A 19009-nucleotide genomic window follows, 5' to 3' on the forward strand; every position below is an offset into this window, starting at 1 on the left:
GCCGGACTACGCCCCGGTGACCTTGACTTCCGGCGCACCGGTGACGGTGGCCTCCTCCTCGCCCATCTCCTCGGCGATGCGCATGGCCTCCTCGATGAGGGTCTCCACGATCTGGTCCTCCGGCACGGTCTTGATGACCTCGCCCTTGACGAAGATCTGCCCCTTGCCGTTGCCCGACGCCACGCCGAGGTCCGCGTCGCGCGCCTCGCCCGGACCGTTGACCACGCAGCCCATGACGGCCACGCGCAGCGGCACCTCCATGCCCTCCAGGCCGGCGGTGACCTTCTCGGCCAGCTCGTAGACGTCGACCTGCGCGCGGCCGCACGACGGGCAGGACACGATGTCCAGCTTGCGCGGGCGCAGGTTCAGCGACTGGAGGATCTGGTCGCCGACCTTGATCTCCTCCTCCGGCGGGGCCGACAGCGACACGCGGATGGTGTCGCCGATGCCCTCCGCCAGCAGCGCGCCGAACGCCACCGAGGACTTGATGGTGCCCTGGAACGCCGGGCCGGCCTCGGTCACGCCGAGGTGCAGCGGGTAGTCGCACTGCGCGGCCAGCTGGCGGTACGCCTCCACCATGACGACCGGGTCGTTGTGCTTGACGGAGATCTTGATGTCGCCGAACCCGTGCTCCTCGAACAGCCCGGCCTCCCACAGCGCCGACTCGACCAGCGCCTCCGGCGTCGCCTTGCCGTACTTGTCCATGATCCGCTTGTCCAGCGAACCGGCGTTGACGCCGATGCGGATGGGGATGCCCGCATCGCCGGCGGCCTTGGCCACCTCCTTGACGCGGCCGTCGAACTCCTTGATGTTGCCCGGGTTGACGCGCACCGCGGCGCAGCCGGCGTCGATGGCGGCGAAGATGTACTTCGGCTGGAAGTGGATGTCGGCGATGACGGGGATCGGCGACTTCTTCGCGATGATCGGCAGCGCCTCCGCGTCGATCGTCTTCGGGCAGGCGACGCGGACGATGTCGCAGCCCGACGCCGTCAGCTGCGCGATCTGCTGCAGCGTGGCGTTGATGTCGTGCGTCTTGGTGTTGGTCATCGACTGCACGGAGATCGGGTGGTCCGACCCGACGCCCACGCCGCCGACCATCAGCTGGCGGGTCTTGCGACGCGGCGCGAGGACGGCGGGGGTTTCGGGGATTCCGAGCGAGACGTTCACGGGGTGTGCTTCCTCATTCCTGGGGGGGTGGGTCTATCAAGGCACGTTAGCCGAAAAGGCGGATCGGGTTGACCACGTCGGCTGCGATGACGATCACGCCGAACGTCAGCAGCACCGCGGTGAACGCCATGGTGACGGGCATGAGCTTGGTGTAATCGGCCGGGCCGAGCGCGGGCTTGCCGGCCAGGCGGCGGATCAGATCGCGCAGCTTCTCGTAGACGACCACGGCGATGTGCCCGCCGTCGAGCGGCGGCAGCGGCACGAGGTTGAACAGCGCGAGGAAGAAGTTGAGGTTCGCGAGCATCATCAGGAAGCCGCTCCACATGTCGTTTTCCACCATTTCGCCGCCGACGCGGCTGGCGCCGACGACGCTCATGGGGCTTTCCTGGTCGCGCTCGGCGCCGAAGATCGACGCGACGACGCCGGGCACCTTCGCGGGGATGGACAGCAGCCCGTCCCACACCGCGCCGAACATGTCGCCGGTGAAGGCCAAGGCCCCGGGCACGGCGGTCAGCGGCGTGAACTCGTTGAGGGTGTTCTGCGGCCGCTCGAACAGCACGCCGACGGCGGGTACCTCGGTGACGGTGCCGTCCTGGGCGCGGCGCTCGACGATCTCGGGTTCCACGGTGATGGTCCGCTCGGTTCCCGCCCGGTCCACGGTGAAGTCGATGGGGCCGCTTGACGAAGACCCGACCTCCTCGATGACCTCCGGATACGTCTCCACGGCCGTGCCGCCCACCGACGTGATCACGTCGCCGGCGCGCAATCCGGCGTTTCCGGCGGGTCCGGTGCCGGAGCAGTCCGACAGGGTGCCGTCGGCGTTTTGCGTCGCGGGCACGCACTGGGTGGCCTGGACCCGCGGCGAGAAGTCGGCGTTCATGTTGGGCAGGCCCCACGCCACCGCGACGACGTAGATGAGGAGGACGCCGACGATGAGGTTCATGGCCACGCCGCCGGAGAGCACGGCGATGCGCTGCCACCACGGGCGGCGCCACATGGCGTGCTCCTCCTCTTCCGGTGCGACGGGGTCCTGCGCGGTCATGCCCGCGATGTCGCAGAATCCGCCCAGCGGCACGGCCTTGAGGCCGTACTCCGTCATGTGGCCGCCCGCGCCCTCGTGCTTTCGGCTGGCCGACCACACCGTCGGCCCGAAGCCGATGAAGTACCGGCGCACGCGCATGCCGCACATGCGGGCGACCTGCATGTGGCCCCACTCGTGCAGCGCGATGGTCACCGCGATGCCGAGGGCGAAGAGGACGACTCCGAGAAGAAAACTCACCGCGCCAGCTTATCCGCCAGCTCGGTGGACAGCGCCCTGGCCCGGCCCTCGACCTCGAGGACGTCGGCGATGTCGCGCGGGGCCGCCGTCGCGTCGATGGCGGCCATCGTCTCCCCCACGACGTCGACGATGTGCGGGAAGGCGATGCGCCCGGCGAGGAACGCCTCCGCGGCCTCCTCGTTGGCGGCGTTGTACACCGCCGGGGTGCAGCCGCCCGCCGTCACCGCCTCGCGCGCCAGCCGGACGGCCGGGAACACGTCGTCGTCCAGCGGCTCGAAGCGCCAGTCCATGGCGTCGCGGAAATCCAGCGCCGGCTGGGCGCCGGCGACGCGGTCCGGCCACCCGAGCGCCAGCGCGATCGGCAGCTTCATCGACGGCGGCGAGGCCTGCGCGATGGTCGCGCCATCGGTGAACGTGACCATGGAATGGATGATCGACTGCGGGTGGACGGTCACGTCGATGCGGTCCGCGGGGACGTCGAAAAGCAGGGAGGCCTCGATGAGCTCCAGGCCCTTGTTGACCATCGACGCCGAATTGAGGGTGTTCATCGGCCCCATCGACCAGGTGGGATGGGCGCCGGCCTGCTCGGGGGTCGCCGACATCAGGCGCTCGCGGGTCCAGCCGCGGAACGGGCCGCCCGAGGCCGTGAGCACCAGGCGGTCGACCTCGCCCATGGTCCCCGACCGCAGGCACTGCGCCATGGCGGAATGCTCGGAGTCGACCGGGACGAGCTGGCCCTCCTGCGCCGTGCGCAGCACCAGCGAACCGCCGGCGACGAGGGACTCCTTGTTGGCCAGCGCCAGGCGCGCGCCCGATTCGAGGGCCGCCAGCGTCGCGCCGAGGCCCATCGAGCCGACCAGGGCGTTGAGCACGACGTCGGCCTCGACCTCGCGGACCAGGCGCTCGGCGGCATCGGGGCCATGGAGGACCTCCGCGCCGATGGACGCCGCCGCGGACGGGTCCGCGCACGCGATGCGATCGGGCGACACGCCGTGCGCCGCGGCCTGCGCCGCCAGCAATTCCGCGTTCCCCCCGCCGGCCGCCAGCCCCACCACGGAGAACCGTTCCGGATTGCCGGCGATCACCTCCAGCGCCTGGGTGCCGATGGAGCCGGTGCTTCCGAGAACGAGAATCCTGGTCTTCACTGGGGTATTGTTACACCCGATACTCAACATTCGCTGAGAGTGTGCCAAAATGCACGTTAACGGGATCGTCGCGGGCGCGACCGTGAGAAACACGTGCAGCATCAGGCACCGCGGCGGCGAAGGTACGGCGCAAACAGGAGGATTACCGTGGCCCACGGACACAAGAAGGAAGAGATCTACAACGGCGTCAGCAATCTCGACGTCCCCGCCGCCAAGTGGGGCTGGAGCGGCCTGAGCGAGGCCACGCTGCAGCGTGCCGGCTGGATTTCCGTGATCTTCCTGATCGCGATGCTGTGGGGCAACCACCCCGGCAAGGTCGAGAACATCTGGCTCATCGGCCTGGCCGTGATCTTCGCCATCGCCCTCCTGTGGCGCGCGTTCTCCCCCAAGGGCAAGCAGGTGCGCACCGTCACCGCCCGCAACAAGCCGGCCGACCACGTCGAGCCGAACTGGGCGTACGACCAGGTCCACGGCACCGGCGCCTACGCCGAGCTCAACGAGAAGCAGCTGGCCGCGTGGAACCACACGCCGGACACCTACGGCAAGAACAAGGCCCAGACCCCGATGACCGGCGGCATCCCGTCGGTCGACGAGGACAAGGGCAAGACCCTCCAGGCCTGATCCCCGCACGAGGAAGGCCCGCACCGCGTAGTTCGCGCGGTGCGGGCCTTTTTTCGTCTGAATCCCCGTCGTCTACGCCCCTTCGGCCGCGAGCTGGCCGCAGGCGGCGGCGATCTCGTTGCCGCGGGTGTCGCGCACCGTGCAGGGCACGCCCTGTTCGCGGACGCGGCGGACGAACTCGTCCTGCTGCTCCTTCGGCGACGCGTCCCACTTCGACCCCGGCGTCGGGTTGAGCGGGATGAGGTTAACGTGCACGCGCGAGCCGAGCGCCTTGTGCAGCTTCTTGCCCAGCATGTCGGCGCGCCAGCCCTGATCGTTGATGTCGCGGATGAGCGCGTACTCGATGGACACGCGGCGGCCGGATTTGTCCGCGTAGTAGCGGGCGGCGTCGAGGACCTCGGCGACGGTGAACCGGTTGTTGATGGGCACCAGCTCGTCGCGAAGCTCATCGTCCGGGGTGTGCAGGCTCACGGCCAGGGTCACCGACATGTCCTCGTCGGCGAGCTTGCGGATCGCCGGCGCCAGCCCCACCGTCGACACCGTCACGTTGCGCTGCGAGATGCCGAAGCCGTCCGGCACCGGGTCCGTGATGCGGCGCACCGCGGCGACGACGCGCTTGTAGTTGGCCAGCGGCTCGCCCATGCCCATGAACACGATGTTGGACAGGCGCCCGCCCTCGTCGCGCATGGTGGCGGCGGCGTCGCGCACCTGGTCGATGATCTCGGCCGTGGTCAGATTGCGCTGCAGCCCGGCCTGGCCGGTGGCGCAGAACGGGCACGCCATGCCGCAGCCGGCCTGCGAGGAGATGCACAGCGTCGCGCGATCCGGGTACTTCATCAGCACCGACTCCAGCAGCGTGCCGTCGCCGGCCTTCCACAGGGTTTTGCGGGTCTCGCCGTCGTCGCAGGAAATGTGGCGCACCGGGTCCAGCAGCTGCGGGAACAGGGCTTCCTTGACCTTGCCGCGGGCGGCGGCGGGCAGGTCCGTCATGGTCTCCGGGTCCGCCTCGAGGCGGCCGTAGTAGTGGCGGGCGATCTGGTTGGCGCGGAACGCCGGCAGGCCGAGCTCCTTCACCGCCTCCTTCAGGGCCGGACCGTCGAGGTCCGCGAGGTGGGTGTCGGGCATGCCGCGGCGGGGCGCTTTGAACACGAGCGGGAGTTGCTTGGTCATGATGGCCCCATCATCGCACGTCGCCGCCGTTGGCGGCGAACCGTGCGGCAGGGTTGAATGGTGTGCATGACTGAACGCGATTACCCCGCAGCCTCCGACCGCCCCCGCGACGACTTCGGCACCGTCCCGGAGCAGGCGCCGATGGAGCGTTACGACGACGCTGCGCTCGACCACTACGACGACACCGCCCCCACCGCCGTGGAGCCCGCCGCCGAGACCGCGCCCGTGACGGAGAAGGAGCCGGAGCCCGCCCCCGCCAAGCGCGGCGGCGCCGCCTCCAGCACCTGGGTGGCGCTGATCATCGGCGCGCTGCTGCTGATCCTGCTGCTGGTATTCATCATGCAGAACCAGCAGGCCGTCGAGCTCCACCTGTTCGCATGGACGTGGAACTTCCCGCTCGGCGTCGGCCTGCTGCTGGCGTCGATCATCGGCGGCCTGATCATGGCCTGCGCCGGAATCTGGAAGATGGTGGAGATGAAGCGGCGCCTCAAGCGCCGCTGATCCCCCGGCCTACAGGCCGAAGATCGTCAGCAGCATCCAGGTCATGGCCGCCGCCGGCAACATGCCGTCGAGGCGGTCCATGAGGCCGCCGTGGCCCGGGATCATCGCGGACATGTCCTTGATGCCCAGGTCCCTTTTGAACTGGGACTCGACCAGGTCCCCCAGCGTCGCCGCGACCACCAGCAGGATGCCCAGCGCCAGACCGAACCACCACGGGCCGTCGAGAAGCAGAATGGCCGAAGCGACGCCCACGGCCGACCCGAAGACGACCGAGCCCGCGAAGCCCTCCCAGGACTTCTTGGGGCTCACCGCCGGGGCCATGGGGTGCTTGCCGAAGAACACGCCGGCGATGTAGCCGCCGACGTCGTTGGCCACCACGCACAGCATGAAGGTGACGATCACCCACACGGGATTGACGTCGCCGGGCGTGGGCATCCGCGCCAGGCTCGCCCCGAACGCCAGGCACAGCGGGATCCACAGCAGCACGAAACAGCCGACGCCGACGTCGCGCAGCCAATTTCGCGGGGCCTCGTTGGCGCCGTACAAGAACAGGCGGCTGACCAGCAGGAACATCAGCGTCGCCAACAGGCCCACCGCAATGCCGGCGACGCCCATCGGCCACGACAGCCAGATCATCGACTGACCGCCGAGGATCAGCACCGGCCGCGGCAGCATCCAATCGGACTCCCGCAGCCGCTGCGCGACCTCCCACGTGCCCAGCGCGGCCGCGCAGGCGACGAGCACGTACCACGCCCAGGCGCCCAGGAACAGCGACGCGATGACCAGAGCGCCCAAAAACGCGCCCATGGCGATGGCCACGGGCACGTTGCGCCCCGCGGAATTGCGGGGTTTCGGGAGTCGGAGCTCCTCGAGGAGGCGCTCGGGATTCGGCGAGGGCACGTCAGCTCCGGTTCATGGCGTCGAGTGGGAAAGGGGGTTGCGAGGAGGTCCTAGACCTCCATCAGCTCGCCCTCCTTGCGCTCGACCAGGGCATCGACCTGCTCGACGTACTTCTTGGTCACGCCGTCGAGCTCCTTCTCGGCGGCCTGGACCTCGTCCTCGCCCGCGTCGCCGTCCTTCTGGATCTTCTTCAGCGACTCCATTCCCTTGCGGCGCACGTTGCGGATGGCGATCTTCGCGTCCTCGCCCTTGCCCTTGGCCAGCTTCGCCATGTCGCGGCGGCGCTCCTCCGTCAACTGGGGCACGGTCACGCGCAGAACCTGGCCATCGTTGGTCGGGTTGACGCCCAGGTCCGAGTTGCGGATCGCGTTCTCGATGTCCTGCATGACCGACGGCTCGTACGGCTTGATGATGAGCATCCGCGGCTCCGGCACCGAGATGGTGGACATCTGGGTGATCGGCGTCGGCGCACCGTAGTACTCGGCCATGACGCCGTTGAACATCGCGGGATTCGCGCGGCCGGTGCGGATGTGGGTCATCTCCTCGCGGCAGTGCTCCACGGAGTTGGCCATCTTCTCTTCTGCGTCGAGCAGCGTCTCGTCGATCATCGTCGCCTCTTCTGTCTGGGACCGGTCGGGCCCGTCCCTCGCGGGTGTTACGGGTCTTTAATCTATCAGCTGCGCACGAGCGTGCCGATGTGCTCGCCCGCCACGGCGCGGGCGATGTTGCCCTCCGTGAGCAGATTGAACACCAGGATCGGCATGTCGTTGTCCATGCACAGCGAGAAGGCGGTGGCGTCGGCGACGCGCAGCTCGCGCTCGATGACCTCGCGGTGGGTGATGTTGTCGAACATCTCCGCATCCGGGTTCACGCGCGGGTCGTCCGAGTAGACGCCGTCGACGCCCTTGGCCATGAGCAGCACCTCGCAGCCGATCTCCAGGGCGCGCTGGGCGGCCGTGGTGTCGGTGGAGAAGTACGGCATGCCCATGCCGGCGCCGAAGATGACCACGCGGCCCTTCTCCAGGTGGCGCTTGGCGCGCAAAGGCAGGTACGGCTCCGCGACCTGCGTCATCTCGATGGCCGTCTGCACGCGCGAATCCACGCCCTGCTGCTCCAGGAAGTCCTGCAGCGCCAGGCAGTTCATGACGGTGCCCAGCATGCCCATGTAGTCCGAGCGGGCGCGGTCCATGCCGCGCTGCTGCAGCTGCGCGCCGCGGAAGAAGTTGCCGCCGCCGATGACCACGCACACCTCCGTGCCCTCGCGGGCGACCTCGGCGATCTGGCGGGCGACGTTCTCCACGACGTTGGGGTCCACGCCCACGGAACCGCCACCGAACATTTCACCGCCCAGCTTCAGCATCACTCGCCGGAAACCGTTTCGGGTGCCCTTGTCGGTGGTGGAGTCGGTCATGGCCCTTCTTTCTCTATGGGGTATTCGGCTATCGCAGATGGTACACGCGCAAAGGGGCGGGCCCCGAACCAATGAAGGTCCGGGGCCCGCCCCATGCTGTCGATGCGGCCCTTAGTGCTGGCCGACCTCGAAGCGGGCAAAGCCGGTCAGCGTGACGCCGGCCTCGTCCATGATCTGCTTGACGGTCTTCTTGGAGTCGGACACCGACGCCTGCTCCAGCAGGACGATGTCCTTGAAGAAGCCGTTGAGGCGACCCTCGACGATCTTCGGCACCGCGGCGTCGGGCTTGCCCTCTTCGCGGGTGATGTTCTCCAGGACGGCGCGCTCGGACTCGACGCGGTCGGCCGGGACGTCGTCGCGCGTGAGGTACTGGGCCTTCAGCGCGGCGACCTGCATGGCGGCACCGTGGGCGGCCTGCTCGGCCTCCTCGCCGGAACCGGTGTAGGCGACCAGCACGCCGACGCCGGCGGGCAGGTCGGCGGCGCGGCGGTGGAGGTACACGGCGATGTTGTCGCCCTCCAGCGTCACGGCGCGGCGCAGCTCGAGCTTTTCGCCGATCTTGGCGGACAGCTCGTGGGTGGCGTCGGCGGCGGACTTGCCGTCGACGTCGGCCGCGGCGAGCTCCTCGGCGGAGTTGGCGTTGACCTTGGCGGCGGCCTCGGCGACCTTGTTGGCGAACTCGATGAACTCGGAGTTCTTGGCCACGAAGTCGGTCTCGGAGTTGACCTCGACCATGGTGCTGCCGGAGACGGCGATGAGGCCCTCGGCGGCGGTGCGCTCGGCGCGCTTGCCCACGTCCTTGGCGCCCTTGACGCGCAGGATCTCGACGGCCTTGTCGAAGTCACCCTCGGTCTCGACCAGGGCGTCCTTGCAGGCCTTCATGCCGGAGCCGGTGAGCTCGCGGAGCTTCTTGACGTCGGCGGCGGTGAAATTCGCCATGTGCGGCGATCCTCCTTGGTGTCGTGTGTCGGATGGGCCGTCCGGGATGCGGCCCGGGAGACTGCCCGTGCGGACAGTCTCCCACATCGACGGTTTCCCGTCCCCGCGAAATTACTCGGCGGCCGGCTTCTCGGCCTGCTCCGCCTGCTCGGCGGGAGCCTCGGCCTGCTCGGCCTTCTCCGCCGGAGCCTCGGCCTGCTCGGCCTTCTCCACCGGGGCGTCGCCCGCGGCCTCGCGGGTCGCGGCGGTCTCGCGCTCGGCGCGGACGCGGCGGCCCTCCTCCACGGCGGAGGAGATGATGCGGGTCAGGACGGTGGCGGAGCGGATGGCGTCGTCGTTGCCCGGGATCGGGAAGTCGACGTCGTCCGGGTCGCAGTTGGTGTCCAGGATGGCGACGACCGGAATGCCCAGCTTCTTCGCCTCGGAGACCGCGATGTGCTCCTTGTTGGTGTCCACGATCCACAGGGCCGAGGGGACCTTGGCCATGTCGCGGATGCCGCCCAGGGTGCGCTCCAGCTTGGTGCGCTCGCGGGTCAGCATGAGGATTTCCTTCTTGGTGCGACCCTCGTAGCCGTTCTCGGCGGCGTCCATGGCCTGAAGTTCCTTCAGGCGGGACAGGCGCTTGGCGACGGTCTGGAAGTTGGTCAGCATGCCGCCGAGCCAACGGTGGTTGACGAACGGCATGTCGACGCGCTCGGCCTCGTTCTGCACGGCCTCCTGGGCCTGCTTCTTGGTGCCGACGAAGAGGATGTTGCCGCCGTGGGCGACGGTCTCCTTGACGAACTCGTACGCCTCATCGATGTAGGTCAGCGTCTGCTGCAGGTCGATGATGTAAATGCCGTTGCGGTCGGTGAAGATGAAACGCTTCATCTTGGGGTTCCAGCGACGCGTCTGGTGTCCGAAGTGGACGCCGGCGTCGAGGAGCTCGCGCATGGAAACGACAGCCATGTGAATTCAGGGAAGGCCTCTCGTCCGGTCTGACTAGGACCGCGGCTGCTTCCCTTCCTCGCTTTCTGATTGGTGTTCGGTTGAAGTCGCGTACGGGTTTTCCCCGTACCCTGGCGCCGCGGGAACCTGCCGTCACCACCCGATTTCCACCGGGCACCTGGCGACGTCGGCTGCGATGTGCGGCGCGCGAAGTCAGCGCACCCGGATGACCCGGGCACACTGCGGGGGGTAGCTTAGCGCATCGCCGCTGGTCGCGCCAATGCCGCCATCCACAGGCCCGGCTTTGTCCACAATCATGGCCCCGGGGCGGGGTCCTTCGCTTGACGACGGCCCGTCGCCGCGGTCATCTGGCGCCATGACCGCACTCCGCCGGAGCCCGATTGCCGCCGCGTTCATCGCCCTGATTCTCGCGGCGACGTCCGTGCTGCCGCCGCCTGCCGCGGCCGTGACTGCGGTGGAGCACGCGAAACCGGTCGACGGTGGCGTCGTCAAGCCCTACGACCCGCCCGCGAAGCGATGGCTGCCCGGGCATCGCGGCGTGGACCTGGCGGCGGCGGTGGGAGCGCAGGTGCGGGCGTCGGCCGATGGCGTGGTGCATTTCGCGGGGATGGTGGCGGGGACGCCGACGGTGTCGGTGATGCACGCGGACGGGATCCGCACGACGTATCAGCCGGTGCGGTGGTCGGTGCGGCGGGGCGAGAGGGTGCGGCGGGGCGCGGTGCTCGGGACGCTGGAGTCGGGGCCCGATCCCGGGCTGCACTGGGGCGCGCTGCGGGGGCGGGACTACCTCAATCCGATGGATCTTTTGTCACGGCGGCCGATCGTGCTGAAGCCCGCGGCATAGCTGAGGGGTAGTCAGGCCCGCGGGTGCGCCCGGCGGTGGGCCTCGCGGAGGCGGTCGGTGGAGACGTGCGTGTAGATCTGCGTCGTGCCCAGCGAACTGTGGCCGAGCAGCTCCTGGACCACGCGCAGGTCCGCTCCCCCTTCGACCATGTGCGTCGCCGCGGTGTGGCGCAGGCCGTGGGGCGACAGGTCGGTGCCCGCCTCCGACGTCTTCGCGTGGACGATTCGCCGCGCCTGCCGGGGGTCGAGCCGGCCGCCGCGGGCGCCGAGGAAGAGCGCGGCGGCACCCTTCTTCTCCGCGCCGTCGGCGAGAAGTTCACCGCGGGCGCCGATCCACTCTTCGATGGCGCGGGCGGCGGGCTCGCCGAAGGGAACGGTGCGCTGCTTGTCGCCCTTGCCCGTGACGGTGAGCGTGGCGCGGCCGAGGTCAACGTCGCCGAGGTCGAGGGCGCACAGCTCGCCGACGCGGATGCCCGCGGCGTAGAGGATCTCGATCATCGCGCGATCGCGGGCATGCAGCGCGGCCTGGCGGGGCGCGAGCTCGGCGGGGGCATCGTCGAGCATCGCGTCGGCCTGGTCGACGGTGAGGATCTCCGGCAGGTGCCTGTGCGGGCGCGGCCCCGTCACGCGGGCGGCGGGGTCGGCGTCGAGGATCCCGGCGGAGACCGCCCACGCCCCGAACCGGCGGATCGACGTCACGGCCCGCGCCAGCGACGTGCGCGCCGCCCCGGCCCGGTGCTTGGCGCCGAGATGGGCGCGGATGACCTTGACGTCGAGGTCCCCGATGTCGCCGAGTCCGGCGAGCAGCGGCGTGAGATCCGCCCGGTACGCGCGGATGGTCGCCGGCGCGAGGCCCCGGACATGTTCGAGATGGTCGAGGAAGTCCCCCAGCGCCGCGTCAAGGTTCGGCGACAACTCCCCGGAAAGCGGCGACGACGGCCCCCGGTGGCCCACGCTGTGCGCGGAGCCTCCGGAAGCCGTCGTCGGTGCCTCACCCATGATGCAAAACCCTACCCCGGTGAGCCGGGTGGTAGTCGCGACCCCTGAAGACACGACACCATGTTCCGGCCCGCCGTTAGCGGGAAGATCGACCGGCACCAGCCCGTACCGGCCAATCTCTTAGGCTTGCCTGACCTATCTTACGTAGGTCGCCTGAAAACGCAACCCCCAATTTCCCGCAGTTTTCCTGCCCACGCAACCACGCCGCCGACCAGGCGGTTCTCCCCGCAGCTACCTCGCTCTCCGCCACAAGCTCCCGTCGCGCACGACCAGGCCCTTGCTCTCCAGTGCCAGCAGCAGGTGCATTGTCAGCGGCAACGTCAGCGCCGCCTCGTCGGCGATGGCCGCGGTGTCGGCGCCCCCTCGGGCCCCGACTCCGGCCATCGGTGTGGCGTCGTAGACCCTCAATTCATTCCGCCCGAGCGCCTGCACCGGGTTCGCCGCCCAGTCCAGCTCCATCTGCGCGCTCTCGTCGACGGAGCCCACGCAGCGGTACAGACCCAGCACGTGTTCCGGGCACGTCACCAGCACCGCGTCGCCTTCGCGGATCGCATCGTGGCAGCCCGTCGACGACGCCGAGGTCGCCTCCCCCGGCACGGCGCCGACGGGGCGGTTCATGTGCCGGGCCCACGCGGCGGTGTTGCGCGCCCCCGAGCGCCACCCCGCCTCCACGAGCACCGTCGCCCCCGTCAATCCCGCAACGAGCCGGTTGCGGGTGAGAAAGCGGTGCCGCGCCGGCCGGATCCCCGGCGGGTATTCCGTGACTATCGCCCCCGACTCCCCGATCCGCCGGAACATGTCCACGTGGGCCGCCGGATAGTCGATGCCCGGCCCGCAGGCCGCGAAGGCGACGGTCCGGCCGCCGACCTCGAGCGCCGTCCGGTGCGCCACCGCGTCGATGCCCAGCGCCCCTCCGCTGACGATCGTCGCCCCCGCCCGGGCCACGCCCGCCGCCAGTCTTTCCGTCATCCGCGCCCCGTAGGCGGTCGCGGCGCGGGTGCCCACCATCGCGACGGCGTCGTCGACCAGCACGTCCAGTCGCCCGCCCCGCACCCACAGCGCGTGCGGCGGCGCGGCCTCCGTGCCGGCGGCGGTCGACCCGATGAAGTTCTGGACGGCCTCCGTCGGCCATTCCTCGTCCTCGGGCGTGACCAAGCGGAAGCCATGCCGGTCTGCGGCGGCGAGATCCTCGTCCACCATCTCCCGGTGGTAGCGCGATTCCGTCGCACCGGCCAGATCCGCGGGCAGCCCGGCGCGCCGCCTGATGCGATCGGCGGCCTCCTCCGGCCCCACCTGTCCGAGGAGCACGTTGAGCGACGGGTGCGGCCCTTCGATGGTCCGGGCCAGGTACGCCCACGCCCGGCGCGTCATGCCGCCACCTCCCCGACCACGGGCGCGTGGAGGTCGCAGGCCGCGGCCACGTCTTCGAGGGTCGGCCGGTCCCGCCCGTCCAGGTCGGCCAGCGTCCACGCCACCCGCAGTGCCCGGTCGACGCCGCGCTGCGTCACGGTGCGCTCGGCGAGCCTGCATTCCAGGTACGCCATGCCGGCATCATCGGCGGGGGCGTGCCGGCGCAGCAGCGGCCCCGGCACCGCGGAATTCGCACTCGCCCCGTCGATCCCCATCAACGCCCACCTCGCGCGCCCCCGATCGCGCGCGGCCATCACCCTCTCCCGTATCGCCGCCGATTCCTCCCCCGGTTCCGGCCTGACCACCGAGTGCCGCGGGTGGATGGACAGCTGGACGTCGATGCGGTCGCGCAGCGGCCCCGACACCGCCGCCATGTGCCGGCGCCTCGCCCCCGGCGGGCACGCGCATTCCCCGGGTTCGGCGGCGCCGCACGGGCAGGGGTTGGCGGCCATCACCAATTGCACGCGGCACGGGTAGCGCACCTGGTGGCGCGACCTCAGCAGCGTCACCTCCCCATGCTCCAGCGGCGTGCGCAGCGCGTCGAGCACGCGGGCGGGCATGAGCGTCACCTCGTCGAGGAACAGCACCCCGCCATGGGCCAGGCTCATCGCACCCGGCCGCGGCATCCCCGATCCCCCTCCCAGCAGCGCCGCAGCACTGACCGTGTGATGCGGCGCGACGAACGGCGGCCGGGTGATCAGTCCCCCATCCTGCGCGCCAGCCCGCCCCGACACCGAGTGCACGGCGGTGACCTCCAGCGCCTCCGCCTCCGTCAGCGTCGGCAGGATCCCCGGCAACCGCGCGGCGAGCATCGACTTGCCCGTCCCCGGCGGCCCCGACAGGAACAGGTGATGCCCGCCGGCGGCGACGACCTCCAGCGCCCGGCGCGCCTCGTCCTGGCCGTGGATGTCCCGCATGTCCGGCAGTTCCCGCTTATCGACGACCCCCCGTTCCCCGTCGGGCACATCCACCCCATCGCCCGTCAGCGCCCACCGCCACAGTTGCGCCAGGGTGGACACCCCGCCCACGGCGATGCCGCCGACCAACGCCGCCTCGTCGAGGTTCGCCGAGGGCACCACCGCCCACCGCAGCCCCGCGTCCCTGGCGGCGATGACCGCCGGCAGGATCCCCTGCACGGGCCGCACCGCCCCGTCGAGCCCCACTTCCCCCAACAGCGCCGTGCGCCCGAGCCTGCCGCGGGCCTCGTCGCCGTCGTCGAGCCCCGACGACAGCACCGCGCACACGATGGCCAGGTCGAACGCCGACCCGTGCTTGCGCAGGCTCGCCGGCGACATGGACACCACGACCTTCGTCCGCGGCCACGTCAGCCCCGAATTCACCGCGGCCGTGCGCACCCGGTCCCTGGCCTCGGCCACCGCGGCGTCGCCGAGCCCTCCGATGTGCATCCCCGGCAACCCTCGCCCCACGTCGGCTTCCACCCCGACGATGACCCCGTCCAACCCCTGCAGCGACACCGATACCGCCCTCCCGACGCTCATCTACGCCACATCCCGGAACCACTCGACCGCCATGCCCCCGGCGATGGGCACGACGTCGACGACGTCGAAACGCACGTGGTCGCAGACCCTGCCGGTCTCGCGCAGCCACCGCGATACGCCCCTGCGCAGCGAGCGCAACTTCGCCGGCGTCACCGCCTCCAATCCGCCGCCCATGGCCCGCGAGGATCTGGTCTTCACTTCGACGACCACCACCGCGTCCCCGTCGGCGAACACCGCGTCGAGCTCGTCCCTGCCCGCCCGCACGTTCACCCCGATCAACGCCAGCCCCTCACCGACCAGATACTCGACCGCCGCCGCTTCCCCGGCCGCCCCGAGCGTCGTGCGCTCCACTGCCCTTCGTGCTTCATCCATGCCCCGACCATGCGGGAGACGGCACGGGAAAACCCGCCGGCCGGTGCACCGGCGGGCGGGTTTTGTGGATGGATCGGGCCCTGTGGATAACCCGGTTCTACTCCGGAAGCCGCAGGTCCGGCTTGTCCAGCTCCTCGATGTTGACGTCCTTGAACGTGATCACGCGGACGTAGCGCACGAACCGCGCCGGGCGGTACATGTCCCACACCCACGCGTCGGACATGCGCAGCTCGAAGTACACCTCGCCGCCGGAGTTGTGCGGGATCAGCTCCACGGCGTTGGCCAGGTAGAACCGCCGCTCCGTCTCCACGACGTAGGCGAACTGGCTGACCACGTCGCGGTATTCCTTGTAGAGGGACAGCTCGACTTCGGCTTCGTAGTTGTCCAGGTCCTCGGCGCTCACGTCAGCGTCTCCCCTCGGTTGCGGTCGGTCATTGCGTCTGTCTCGCGGTGGCGCCGGTGCGCCGCCGCCACGTTGGCGTAGGTCATCCGGTGTTCCCGGCTCGCGCCCAGCTGCTCCACGGCGGCCATGTGCGCGGCGGTGCCGTAGCCCTTGTGGCCCGCCAGGCCGTAGCCCGGCAGTTGCGCGTCGAGGTCAAACATAATGCGGTCCCTCGTCACTTTGGCGACGACACTCGCGGCGGCGATGCATCTCGCCGCCGCGTCGCCCCCGATCATCGGCAAATGGGGCGCGGGCAGCCCCGGCACCTTCATCGCGTCGGTGAGCACGTACCCCGCCGTAACCCCGAGCTTTTCGACGGCCCGCCTCATCCCCGAAATGTTCGCGTGCTGGATTCCCCGCTCGTCGATGTCCGCCGCCGGGATCATGACGGTGGAGGTGGCCGTCGCAAAGCGCAGTATCAGCGGGAACAGGCGCTCGCGGGCCGCGGGCGACAGGGCCTTCGAGTCGGTGAGCGCGGCGAGTTCCGGGATCGTGCGGCGCGGCAGGACGCACGCGGCGATGACGATCGGCCCCGCGCAGGCCCCGCGGCCCGCCTCGTCGACGCCGGCGACGGGCCCGAACCCGCGCGATTCCAGCGCCACCTCGTACATGCGGTCCTGGGCGAGCCTGCGCAGCGACGGGCGCGGCAGGTCCGCCAGAATCGCCGGGCGGGGCCTAGTTGCCCTGGATGTCGGGGTCATCGACGCCGCCGATGCGGCCGAACGGCAGGATGATGGCCTGCACCTTGCCCACGACCTGGTCCACCGGCACCGAACCCTGGAACTCGTCGCCGAGGTGGTAACGGGAGTCGAGGGAGTTGGTGCGGTTGTCGCCCATCATCCACAGGCTGTCGTCGGGGATGGTGACCGGCCCGAAGTAGGGCCCGCCGCACGCCTGCGACCCCGTGGCCGGATCGACCGGATTCTGCGGCGGCGCCAGCGTGAAGGACTCGTCGACGAGCCTGCCGTCAACAAGGATCCCGGGATCGCCCTCGCGGCACTGCACCGTCTGGCCACCGGTGGCGATGACTCGCTTGACCAGCGCGTTCTCGTCCGGCGACACGACGCCGATCCAGCTGCCCAGCGTCTGCAGCGAGTTGACCACCGGGTTCTCCGACCTCTGGTTGACGAACGCGTCATCCCACGACGGCGGGCCATTGAACACCAGCACGTCGCCGGCCTCCGGCTCCGAGAACCGGTACGCCAGCTTGTCCACCCAGATCCGGTCGCCGGTGCAGCCCTCGCAGCCGTGCAGCGTCGGCTGCATCGACTCCGAGGGGATCAGGTACACGCGGCCGACGAACGTCTGCACGCCCACCGAAATGAGCAGCGCGATGACGATGATGATCGGGATCTCGATGTACCACGGCGTCTGCCGCCCCTCGTCACCGTCACCGTCGCGGTCGTCCCGCCCGGCGGGCTCGGCCCAGTGGGACCGGCGGGGCCGTTCTTCTTCGGTGCGCCCGGAGGGCCTCCAGGTAGACCCGGCTGGGCTGGCGGTGGCATCGTCCTCGGTCATGTTCCCGGACTATACGCGCCGCACCGGCCCTCCCCGCGTTGCCCCGCGCGGGTCCCGGAAACGCCGAAGGCGCCGCCCCCGCCGATGTGGTGGGGACGGCGCCGTCGTCAAGCAAAAACGGAAGCCGGAGCTTAGCGCTTTTCCTTGATGCGGGCGGCCTTGCCGCGCAGGTTGCGCAGGTAGTACAGCTTGGCGCGACGGACGTCACCGCGGAACACGACGTTGATGGAGTCGATGTTCGGGGAGTGGACCGGGAAGGTGCGCTCGACGCCGATGCCGAACGAGATCTTGCGGACGGTGAAGGTCTCGCGGACGCCGCCACCCTGGCGACGAATGACGACACCCTTGAACATCTGGATGCGCTCGGTCTTGCCCTCGACGATCTTCACGTTGACCTCGACCGTGTCACCGGCGCGGAAGTCGGGAATGTCGTCGCGGAGCGACGCGGCATCAACCTTGTCGAGAATGTTCATGGAATTGGTTTCCTATCTACTGTGCTGGACAGAGGACCCTGGCGGCTCTTCCCCTGCGGGGCGCTCGGCCGGTTCGTGCCCGAAACATGTTCAGCCGTCGCGACGGACGCCGCTTCCCCGTCTGGGGGCGATGAACCCGCGATCAACCGGGTTAGTATGCCACGAACCGCAGGTGGGGGCCAAATCGCCGCTGGTGGGCGGCGAGTCGGGCTTGCGGTCTGGCATTGTGCGGGGCATGGATCGCTTGACGACGGACCGGGGTGGCGCATCGAACGGCCGATGGGACGCAGTGGCGCTGCTCGGATTCGTGGTGGCGCCGATCGCGGGGTTGGTCGGCGTCGTCGCGTGGGCGCTGTCGGTGAAGGATGGGCTGCCGGACCCGATCGCCACGCATTTCGGCATCCGCGGTGAGGCCGACGGCGTCGGTTCCTTGACCGGGATCCTGGTGATCCTGGTCCTGGTCACGGTGCCGTTGATTGCGCTGATGGGCGGGATGGGCTCGTGGCGGAAGTATCCCCGGATCATGCGGCGCAGCCTGGGTCCGGGGTCGACGGCGTTTTCGGGATTCATGATCGGATTGGTCCCCGAGACGCTGGTTCCGCAGCTCGATCGGGCTTCCGCCAATGGCGTCACCATCGGGTGGGCGTGGACGGTCGCGGGACTGGGGATTGGACTGGTGGTCGGGATCGTGACGGCCATGATGCTGCCCGCAGACAAGGATCACGCTGCACCGTCCGCCCCCGACCCATCTCTCCCCCGAGGTCCCCGAGCGAATCCCGTGCGGACTGGGACGTCGACGGGAATGAAGGTTGCCGTCGCCGCGTATTTGGTCGCTTCGTTGGCGATGCTAATCGTGTCGGTTGGCGGGTTCCTGCTCATTCTCCTGTCGGCGTTCTATTTGCTCCAGACCATGTTCGTCCGCGTGCGGGTCGACGATGATGCCGTCCGGTTCCGCGCGATCATCGGCGAGAGCATTCCCTTGGAGACCATCACCGCCGCCCGCCCGTCGACCTATGACTGGGGCGACTCCGGGGGCGTCGGGATCAGGGGCGTCGAGTACCGAGGCAGCCGTGGCAAGCGTGTTGCGGTGGCGTCGCGGTCCGGTGAGGCCTTGGACATCGACACCACCGGCACGAATTGGACGATCGTCGTGCCCGACGGCACCGCCGAAGCACTGGCCGGCGACATCAACTCCCGCCTTGATCGATTGCACGGGTAGCCCCTCTCTTTGGTGCCGCCGGTCGGCGCCGGGTGGGAATTGAAAGGGGGCCGAAAGGACAGGTCGGGCGAACAGAGGTCGCAACAAGGCAGCAGGGACCACCGGAGGTCACCAGAGGACAGCAGGGGTAAGCAGTGGTCAGCAGTGGTCCTA

General features: G+C 69.8%; 21 protein-coding genes. 4 read left to right on the forward strand and 17 right to left on the reverse strand.

Going from position 1 to position 19009, the window contains the following annotated elements; translation table 11 throughout:
- Positions 1-6: 6 nt before the first annotated feature.
- From ispG to dxr, 3 genes are read right to left on the reverse strand one after another with little or no spacing between them, the layout of a single operon-like run.
- Entirely contained in the window at positions 7-1167 is a 1161-nt protein-coding gene (gene ispG, locus ACFWGD_RS01115; protein ID WP_377776675.1) for a flavodoxin-dependent (E)-4-hydroxy-3-methylbut-2-enyl-diphosphate synthase, read from the reverse strand.
- Between the two features lie 46 nt (positions 1168-1213).
- Positions 1214-2446, reverse strand: coding sequence for a M50 family metallopeptidase (locus tag ACFWGD_RS01120; RefSeq protein ID WP_377776676.1), 1233 nt, complete (start codon positions 2444-2446; stop codon positions 1214-1216).
- Positions 2443-3621: a 1-deoxy-D-xylulose-5-phosphate reductoisomerase gene (dxr, locus tag ACFWGD_RS01125; protein ID WP_377776677.1), complete on the reverse strand. Its 1179-nt coding sequence runs from the start codon at positions 3619-3621 to the stop codon at positions 2443-2445. The genes ACFWGD_RS01120 and dxr overlap by 4 nt, the downstream gene beginning before the upstream one ends.
- Positions 3622-3738: 117 nt before the next feature.
- Between dxr and ACFWGD_RS01130 the strand changes: the two genes are divergently transcribed.
- Entirely contained in the window at positions 3739-4212 is a 474-nt protein-coding gene (locus tag ACFWGD_RS01130) for a DUF2631 domain-containing protein (RefSeq protein ID WP_377776678.1), read from the forward strand.
- Between the two features lie 72 nt (positions 4213-4284).
- On the opposite strand, the gene rlmN is transcribed toward ACFWGD_RS01130, so the two are convergent.
- The gene (gene rlmN, locus ACFWGD_RS01135; RefSeq protein ID WP_377776679.1) at positions 4285-5382 is read right to left on the reverse strand and encodes a 23S rRNA (adenine(2503)-C(2))-methyltransferase RlmN; all 1098 of its coding nucleotides are present in this window, start codon (positions 5380-5382) and stop codon (positions 4285-4287) included.
- Positions 5383-5448: 66 nt separating this feature from the next.
- Here rlmN and ACFWGD_RS01140 point away from each other — a divergent pair, with 66 nt between their 5' ends.
- Positions 5449-5883: a lipopolysaccharide assembly LapA domain-containing protein gene (locus ACFWGD_RS01140; RefSeq protein ID WP_377776680.1), complete on the forward strand. Its 435-nt coding sequence runs from the start codon at positions 5449-5451 to the stop codon at positions 5881-5883.
- A 9-nt stretch (positions 5884-5892) separates the two neighbouring features.
- On the opposite strand, the gene ACFWGD_RS01145 is transcribed toward ACFWGD_RS01140, so the two are convergent.
- From ACFWGD_RS01145 to rpsB, 5 genes are all read right to left on the reverse strand, one after another.
- Positions 5893-6783 (reverse strand): phosphatidate cytidylyltransferase, encoded by an 891-nt coding sequence (locus ACFWGD_RS01145; RefSeq protein WP_377776681.1) that lies wholly within the window; start codon positions 6781-6783, stop codon positions 5893-5895.
- Between the two features lie 50 nt (positions 6784-6833).
- The gene (gene frr, locus ACFWGD_RS01150; RefSeq protein WP_377776682.1) at positions 6834-7391 is read right to left on the reverse strand and encodes a ribosome recycling factor; all 558 of its coding nucleotides are present in this window, start codon (positions 7389-7391) and stop codon (positions 6834-6836) included.
- 65 nt (positions 7392-7456) lie between these two features.
- Positions 7457-8194, reverse strand: coding sequence for a UMP kinase (gene pyrH, locus ACFWGD_RS01155; RefSeq protein WP_377776683.1), 738 nt, complete (start codon positions 8192-8194; stop codon positions 7457-7459).
- Positions 8195-8305: 111 nt separating this feature from the next.
- The gene (gene tsf, locus ACFWGD_RS01160; protein ID WP_377776684.1) at positions 8306-9133 is read right to left on the reverse strand and encodes a translation elongation factor Ts; all 828 of its coding nucleotides are present in this window, start codon (positions 9131-9133) and stop codon (positions 8306-8308) included.
- A 111-nt stretch (positions 9134-9244) separates the two neighbouring features.
- Positions 9245-10081 carry a 30S ribosomal protein S2 gene (rpsB, locus tag ACFWGD_RS01165; RefSeq protein WP_377776685.1) on the reverse strand — a complete coding sequence of 279 codons (837 nt, stop codon included), beginning with the start codon at positions 10079-10081 and terminating at the stop codon, positions 9245-9247.
- A 355-nt stretch (positions 10082-10436) separates the two neighbouring features.
- Here rpsB and ACFWGD_RS01170 point away from each other — a divergent pair, with 355 nt between their 5' ends.
- Entirely contained in the window at positions 10437-10925 is a 489-nt protein-coding gene (locus tag ACFWGD_RS01170) for a peptidoglycan DD-metalloendopeptidase family protein (RefSeq protein ID WP_377776686.1), read from the forward strand.
- A gap of 11 nt (positions 10926-10936) precedes the next feature.
- Here ACFWGD_RS01170 and ACFWGD_RS01175 read toward each other — a convergent pair whose 3' ends face one another.
- The 8 genes from ACFWGD_RS01175 to rplS form a co-directional block, all read right to left on the reverse strand.
- Complete coding sequence (locus tag ACFWGD_RS01175) at positions 10937-11923, reverse strand: tyrosine recombinase XerC (protein ID WP_377776687.1); 987 nt, start codon at positions 11921-11923, stop codon at positions 10937-10939.
- Positions 11924-12154: 231 nt separating this feature from the next.
- On the reverse strand, positions 12155-13294 hold the full coding sequence (dprA, locus tag ACFWGD_RS01180; protein WP_377776688.1) for a DNA-processing protein DprA: 1140 nt from the start codon (positions 13292-13294) through the stop codon (positions 12155-12157).
- Complete coding sequence (locus tag ACFWGD_RS01185; protein ID WP_377776689.1) at positions 13291-14832, reverse strand: YifB family Mg chelatase-like AAA ATPase; 1542 nt, start codon at positions 14830-14832, stop codon at positions 13291-13293. The genes dprA and ACFWGD_RS01185 overlap by 4 nt, the downstream gene beginning before the upstream one ends.
- Positions 14833-15204 (reverse strand): YraN family protein, encoded by a 372-nt coding sequence (locus ACFWGD_RS01190; protein WP_377776690.1) that lies wholly within the window; start codon positions 15202-15204, stop codon positions 14833-14835.
- Positions 15205-15301: 97 nt separating this feature from the next.
- A complete protein-coding gene (locus tag ACFWGD_RS01195; RefSeq protein WP_046650144.1) occupies positions 15302-15607 on the reverse strand; it encodes a DUF2469 domain-containing protein in 306 nt (101 codons plus the stop codon).
- Positions 15604-16281: a ribonuclease HII gene (locus ACFWGD_RS01200; protein WP_377777002.1), complete on the reverse strand. Its 678-nt coding sequence runs from the start codon at positions 16279-16281 to the stop codon at positions 15604-15606. Before ACFWGD_RS01200 ends, ACFWGD_RS01195 begins: the two co-directional genes overlap by 4 nt.
- 40 nt (positions 16282-16321) lie before the next feature.
- The gene (gene lepB / locus ACFWGD_RS01205) at positions 16322-17164 is read right to left on the reverse strand and encodes a signal peptidase I (protein WP_377776691.1); all 843 of its coding nucleotides are present in this window, start codon (positions 17162-17164) and stop codon (positions 16322-16324) included.
- A gap of 131 nt (positions 17165-17295) precedes the next feature.
- Positions 17296-17637 (reverse strand): 50S ribosomal protein L19, encoded by a 342-nt coding sequence (gene rplS, locus ACFWGD_RS01210; RefSeq protein ID WP_035120812.1) that lies wholly within the window; start codon positions 17635-17637, stop codon positions 17296-17298.
- On the opposite strand from rplS, the gene ACFWGD_RS01215 reads away from it, so the two are divergent.
- On the forward strand, positions 17630-18856 hold the full coding sequence (locus tag ACFWGD_RS01215) for a DUF1648 domain-containing protein (protein WP_377776692.1): 1227 nt from the start codon (positions 17630-17632) through the stop codon (positions 18854-18856). The genes rplS and ACFWGD_RS01215 overlap by 8 nt on opposite strands.
- Positions 18857-19009 lie beyond the last annotated feature (153 nt).

It is taken from the genome of Corynebacterium sp. NPDC060344, assembly GCF_042725215.1.
Lineage (GTDB): Bacteria > Actinomycetota > Actinomycetes > Mycobacteriales > Mycobacteriaceae > Corynebacterium.

What these genes read in the sequence shown, in the direction of transcription:
- dprA (WP_377776688.1), bottom strand. Translation starts at nt 13,294, where the DNA reads ATGACGCGCCGGGCGTGGGCGTACCTGGCCCGGACCATCGAAGGGCCG.
- frr (WP_377776682.1), bottom strand. Translation starts at nt 7,391, where the DNA reads ATGATCGACGAGACGCTGCTCGACGCAGAAGAGAAGATGGCCAACTCC.
- pyrH (WP_377776683.1), bottom strand. Translation starts at nt 8,194, where the DNA reads ATGACCGACTCCACCACCGACAAGGGCACCCGAAACGGTTTCCGGCGA.
- rlmN (WP_377776679.1), bottom strand. Translation starts at nt 5,382, where the DNA reads ATGACCAAGCAACTCCCGCTCGTGTTCAAAGCGCCCCGCCGCGGCATG.
- ACFWGD_RS01215 (WP_377776692.1), top strand. Translation starts at nt 17,630, where the DNA reads ATGTTCATGGAATTGGTTTCCTATCTACTGTGCTGGACAGAGGACCCT.
- ACFWGD_RS01140 (WP_377776680.1), top strand. Translation starts at nt 5,449, where the DNA reads ATGACTGAACGCGATTACCCCGCAGCCTCCGACCGCCCCCGCGACGAC.
- rplS (WP_035120812.1), bottom strand. Translation starts at nt 17,637, where the DNA reads ATGAACATTCTCGACAAGGTTGATGCCGCGTCGCTCCGCGACGACATT.
- ACFWGD_RS01170 (WP_377776686.1), top strand. Translation starts at nt 10,437, where the DNA reads ATGACCGCACTCCGCCGGAGCCCGATTGCCGCCGCGTTCATCGCCCTG.
- ACFWGD_RS01185 (WP_377776689.1), bottom strand. Translation starts at nt 14,832, where the DNA reads ATGAGCGTCGGGAGGGCGGTATCGGTGTCGCTGCAGGGGTTGGACGGG.
- ACFWGD_RS01175 (WP_377776687.1), bottom strand. Translation starts at nt 11,923, where the DNA reads ATGGGTGAGGCACCGACGACGGCTTCCGGAGGCTCCGCGCACAGCGTG.
- lepB (WP_377776691.1), bottom strand. Translation starts at nt 17,164, where the DNA reads ATGACCGAGGACGATGCCACCGCCAGCCCAGCCGGGTCTACCTGGAGG.
- rpsB (WP_377776685.1), bottom strand. Translation starts at nt 10,081, where the DNA reads ATGGCTGTCGTTTCCATGCGCGAGCTCCTCGACGCCGGCGTCCACTTC.
- ACFWGD_RS01190 (WP_377776690.1), bottom strand. Translation starts at nt 15,204, where the DNA reads ATGGATGAAGCACGAAGGGCAGTGGAGCGCACGACGCTCGGGGCGGCC.
- dxr (WP_377776677.1), bottom strand. Translation starts at nt 3,621, where the DNA reads ATGTTGAGTATCGGGTGTAACAATACCCCAGTGAAGACCAGGATTCTC.
- tsf (WP_377776684.1), bottom strand. Translation starts at nt 9,133, where the DNA reads ATGGCGAATTTCACCGCCGCCGACGTCAAGAAGCTCCGCGAGCTCACC.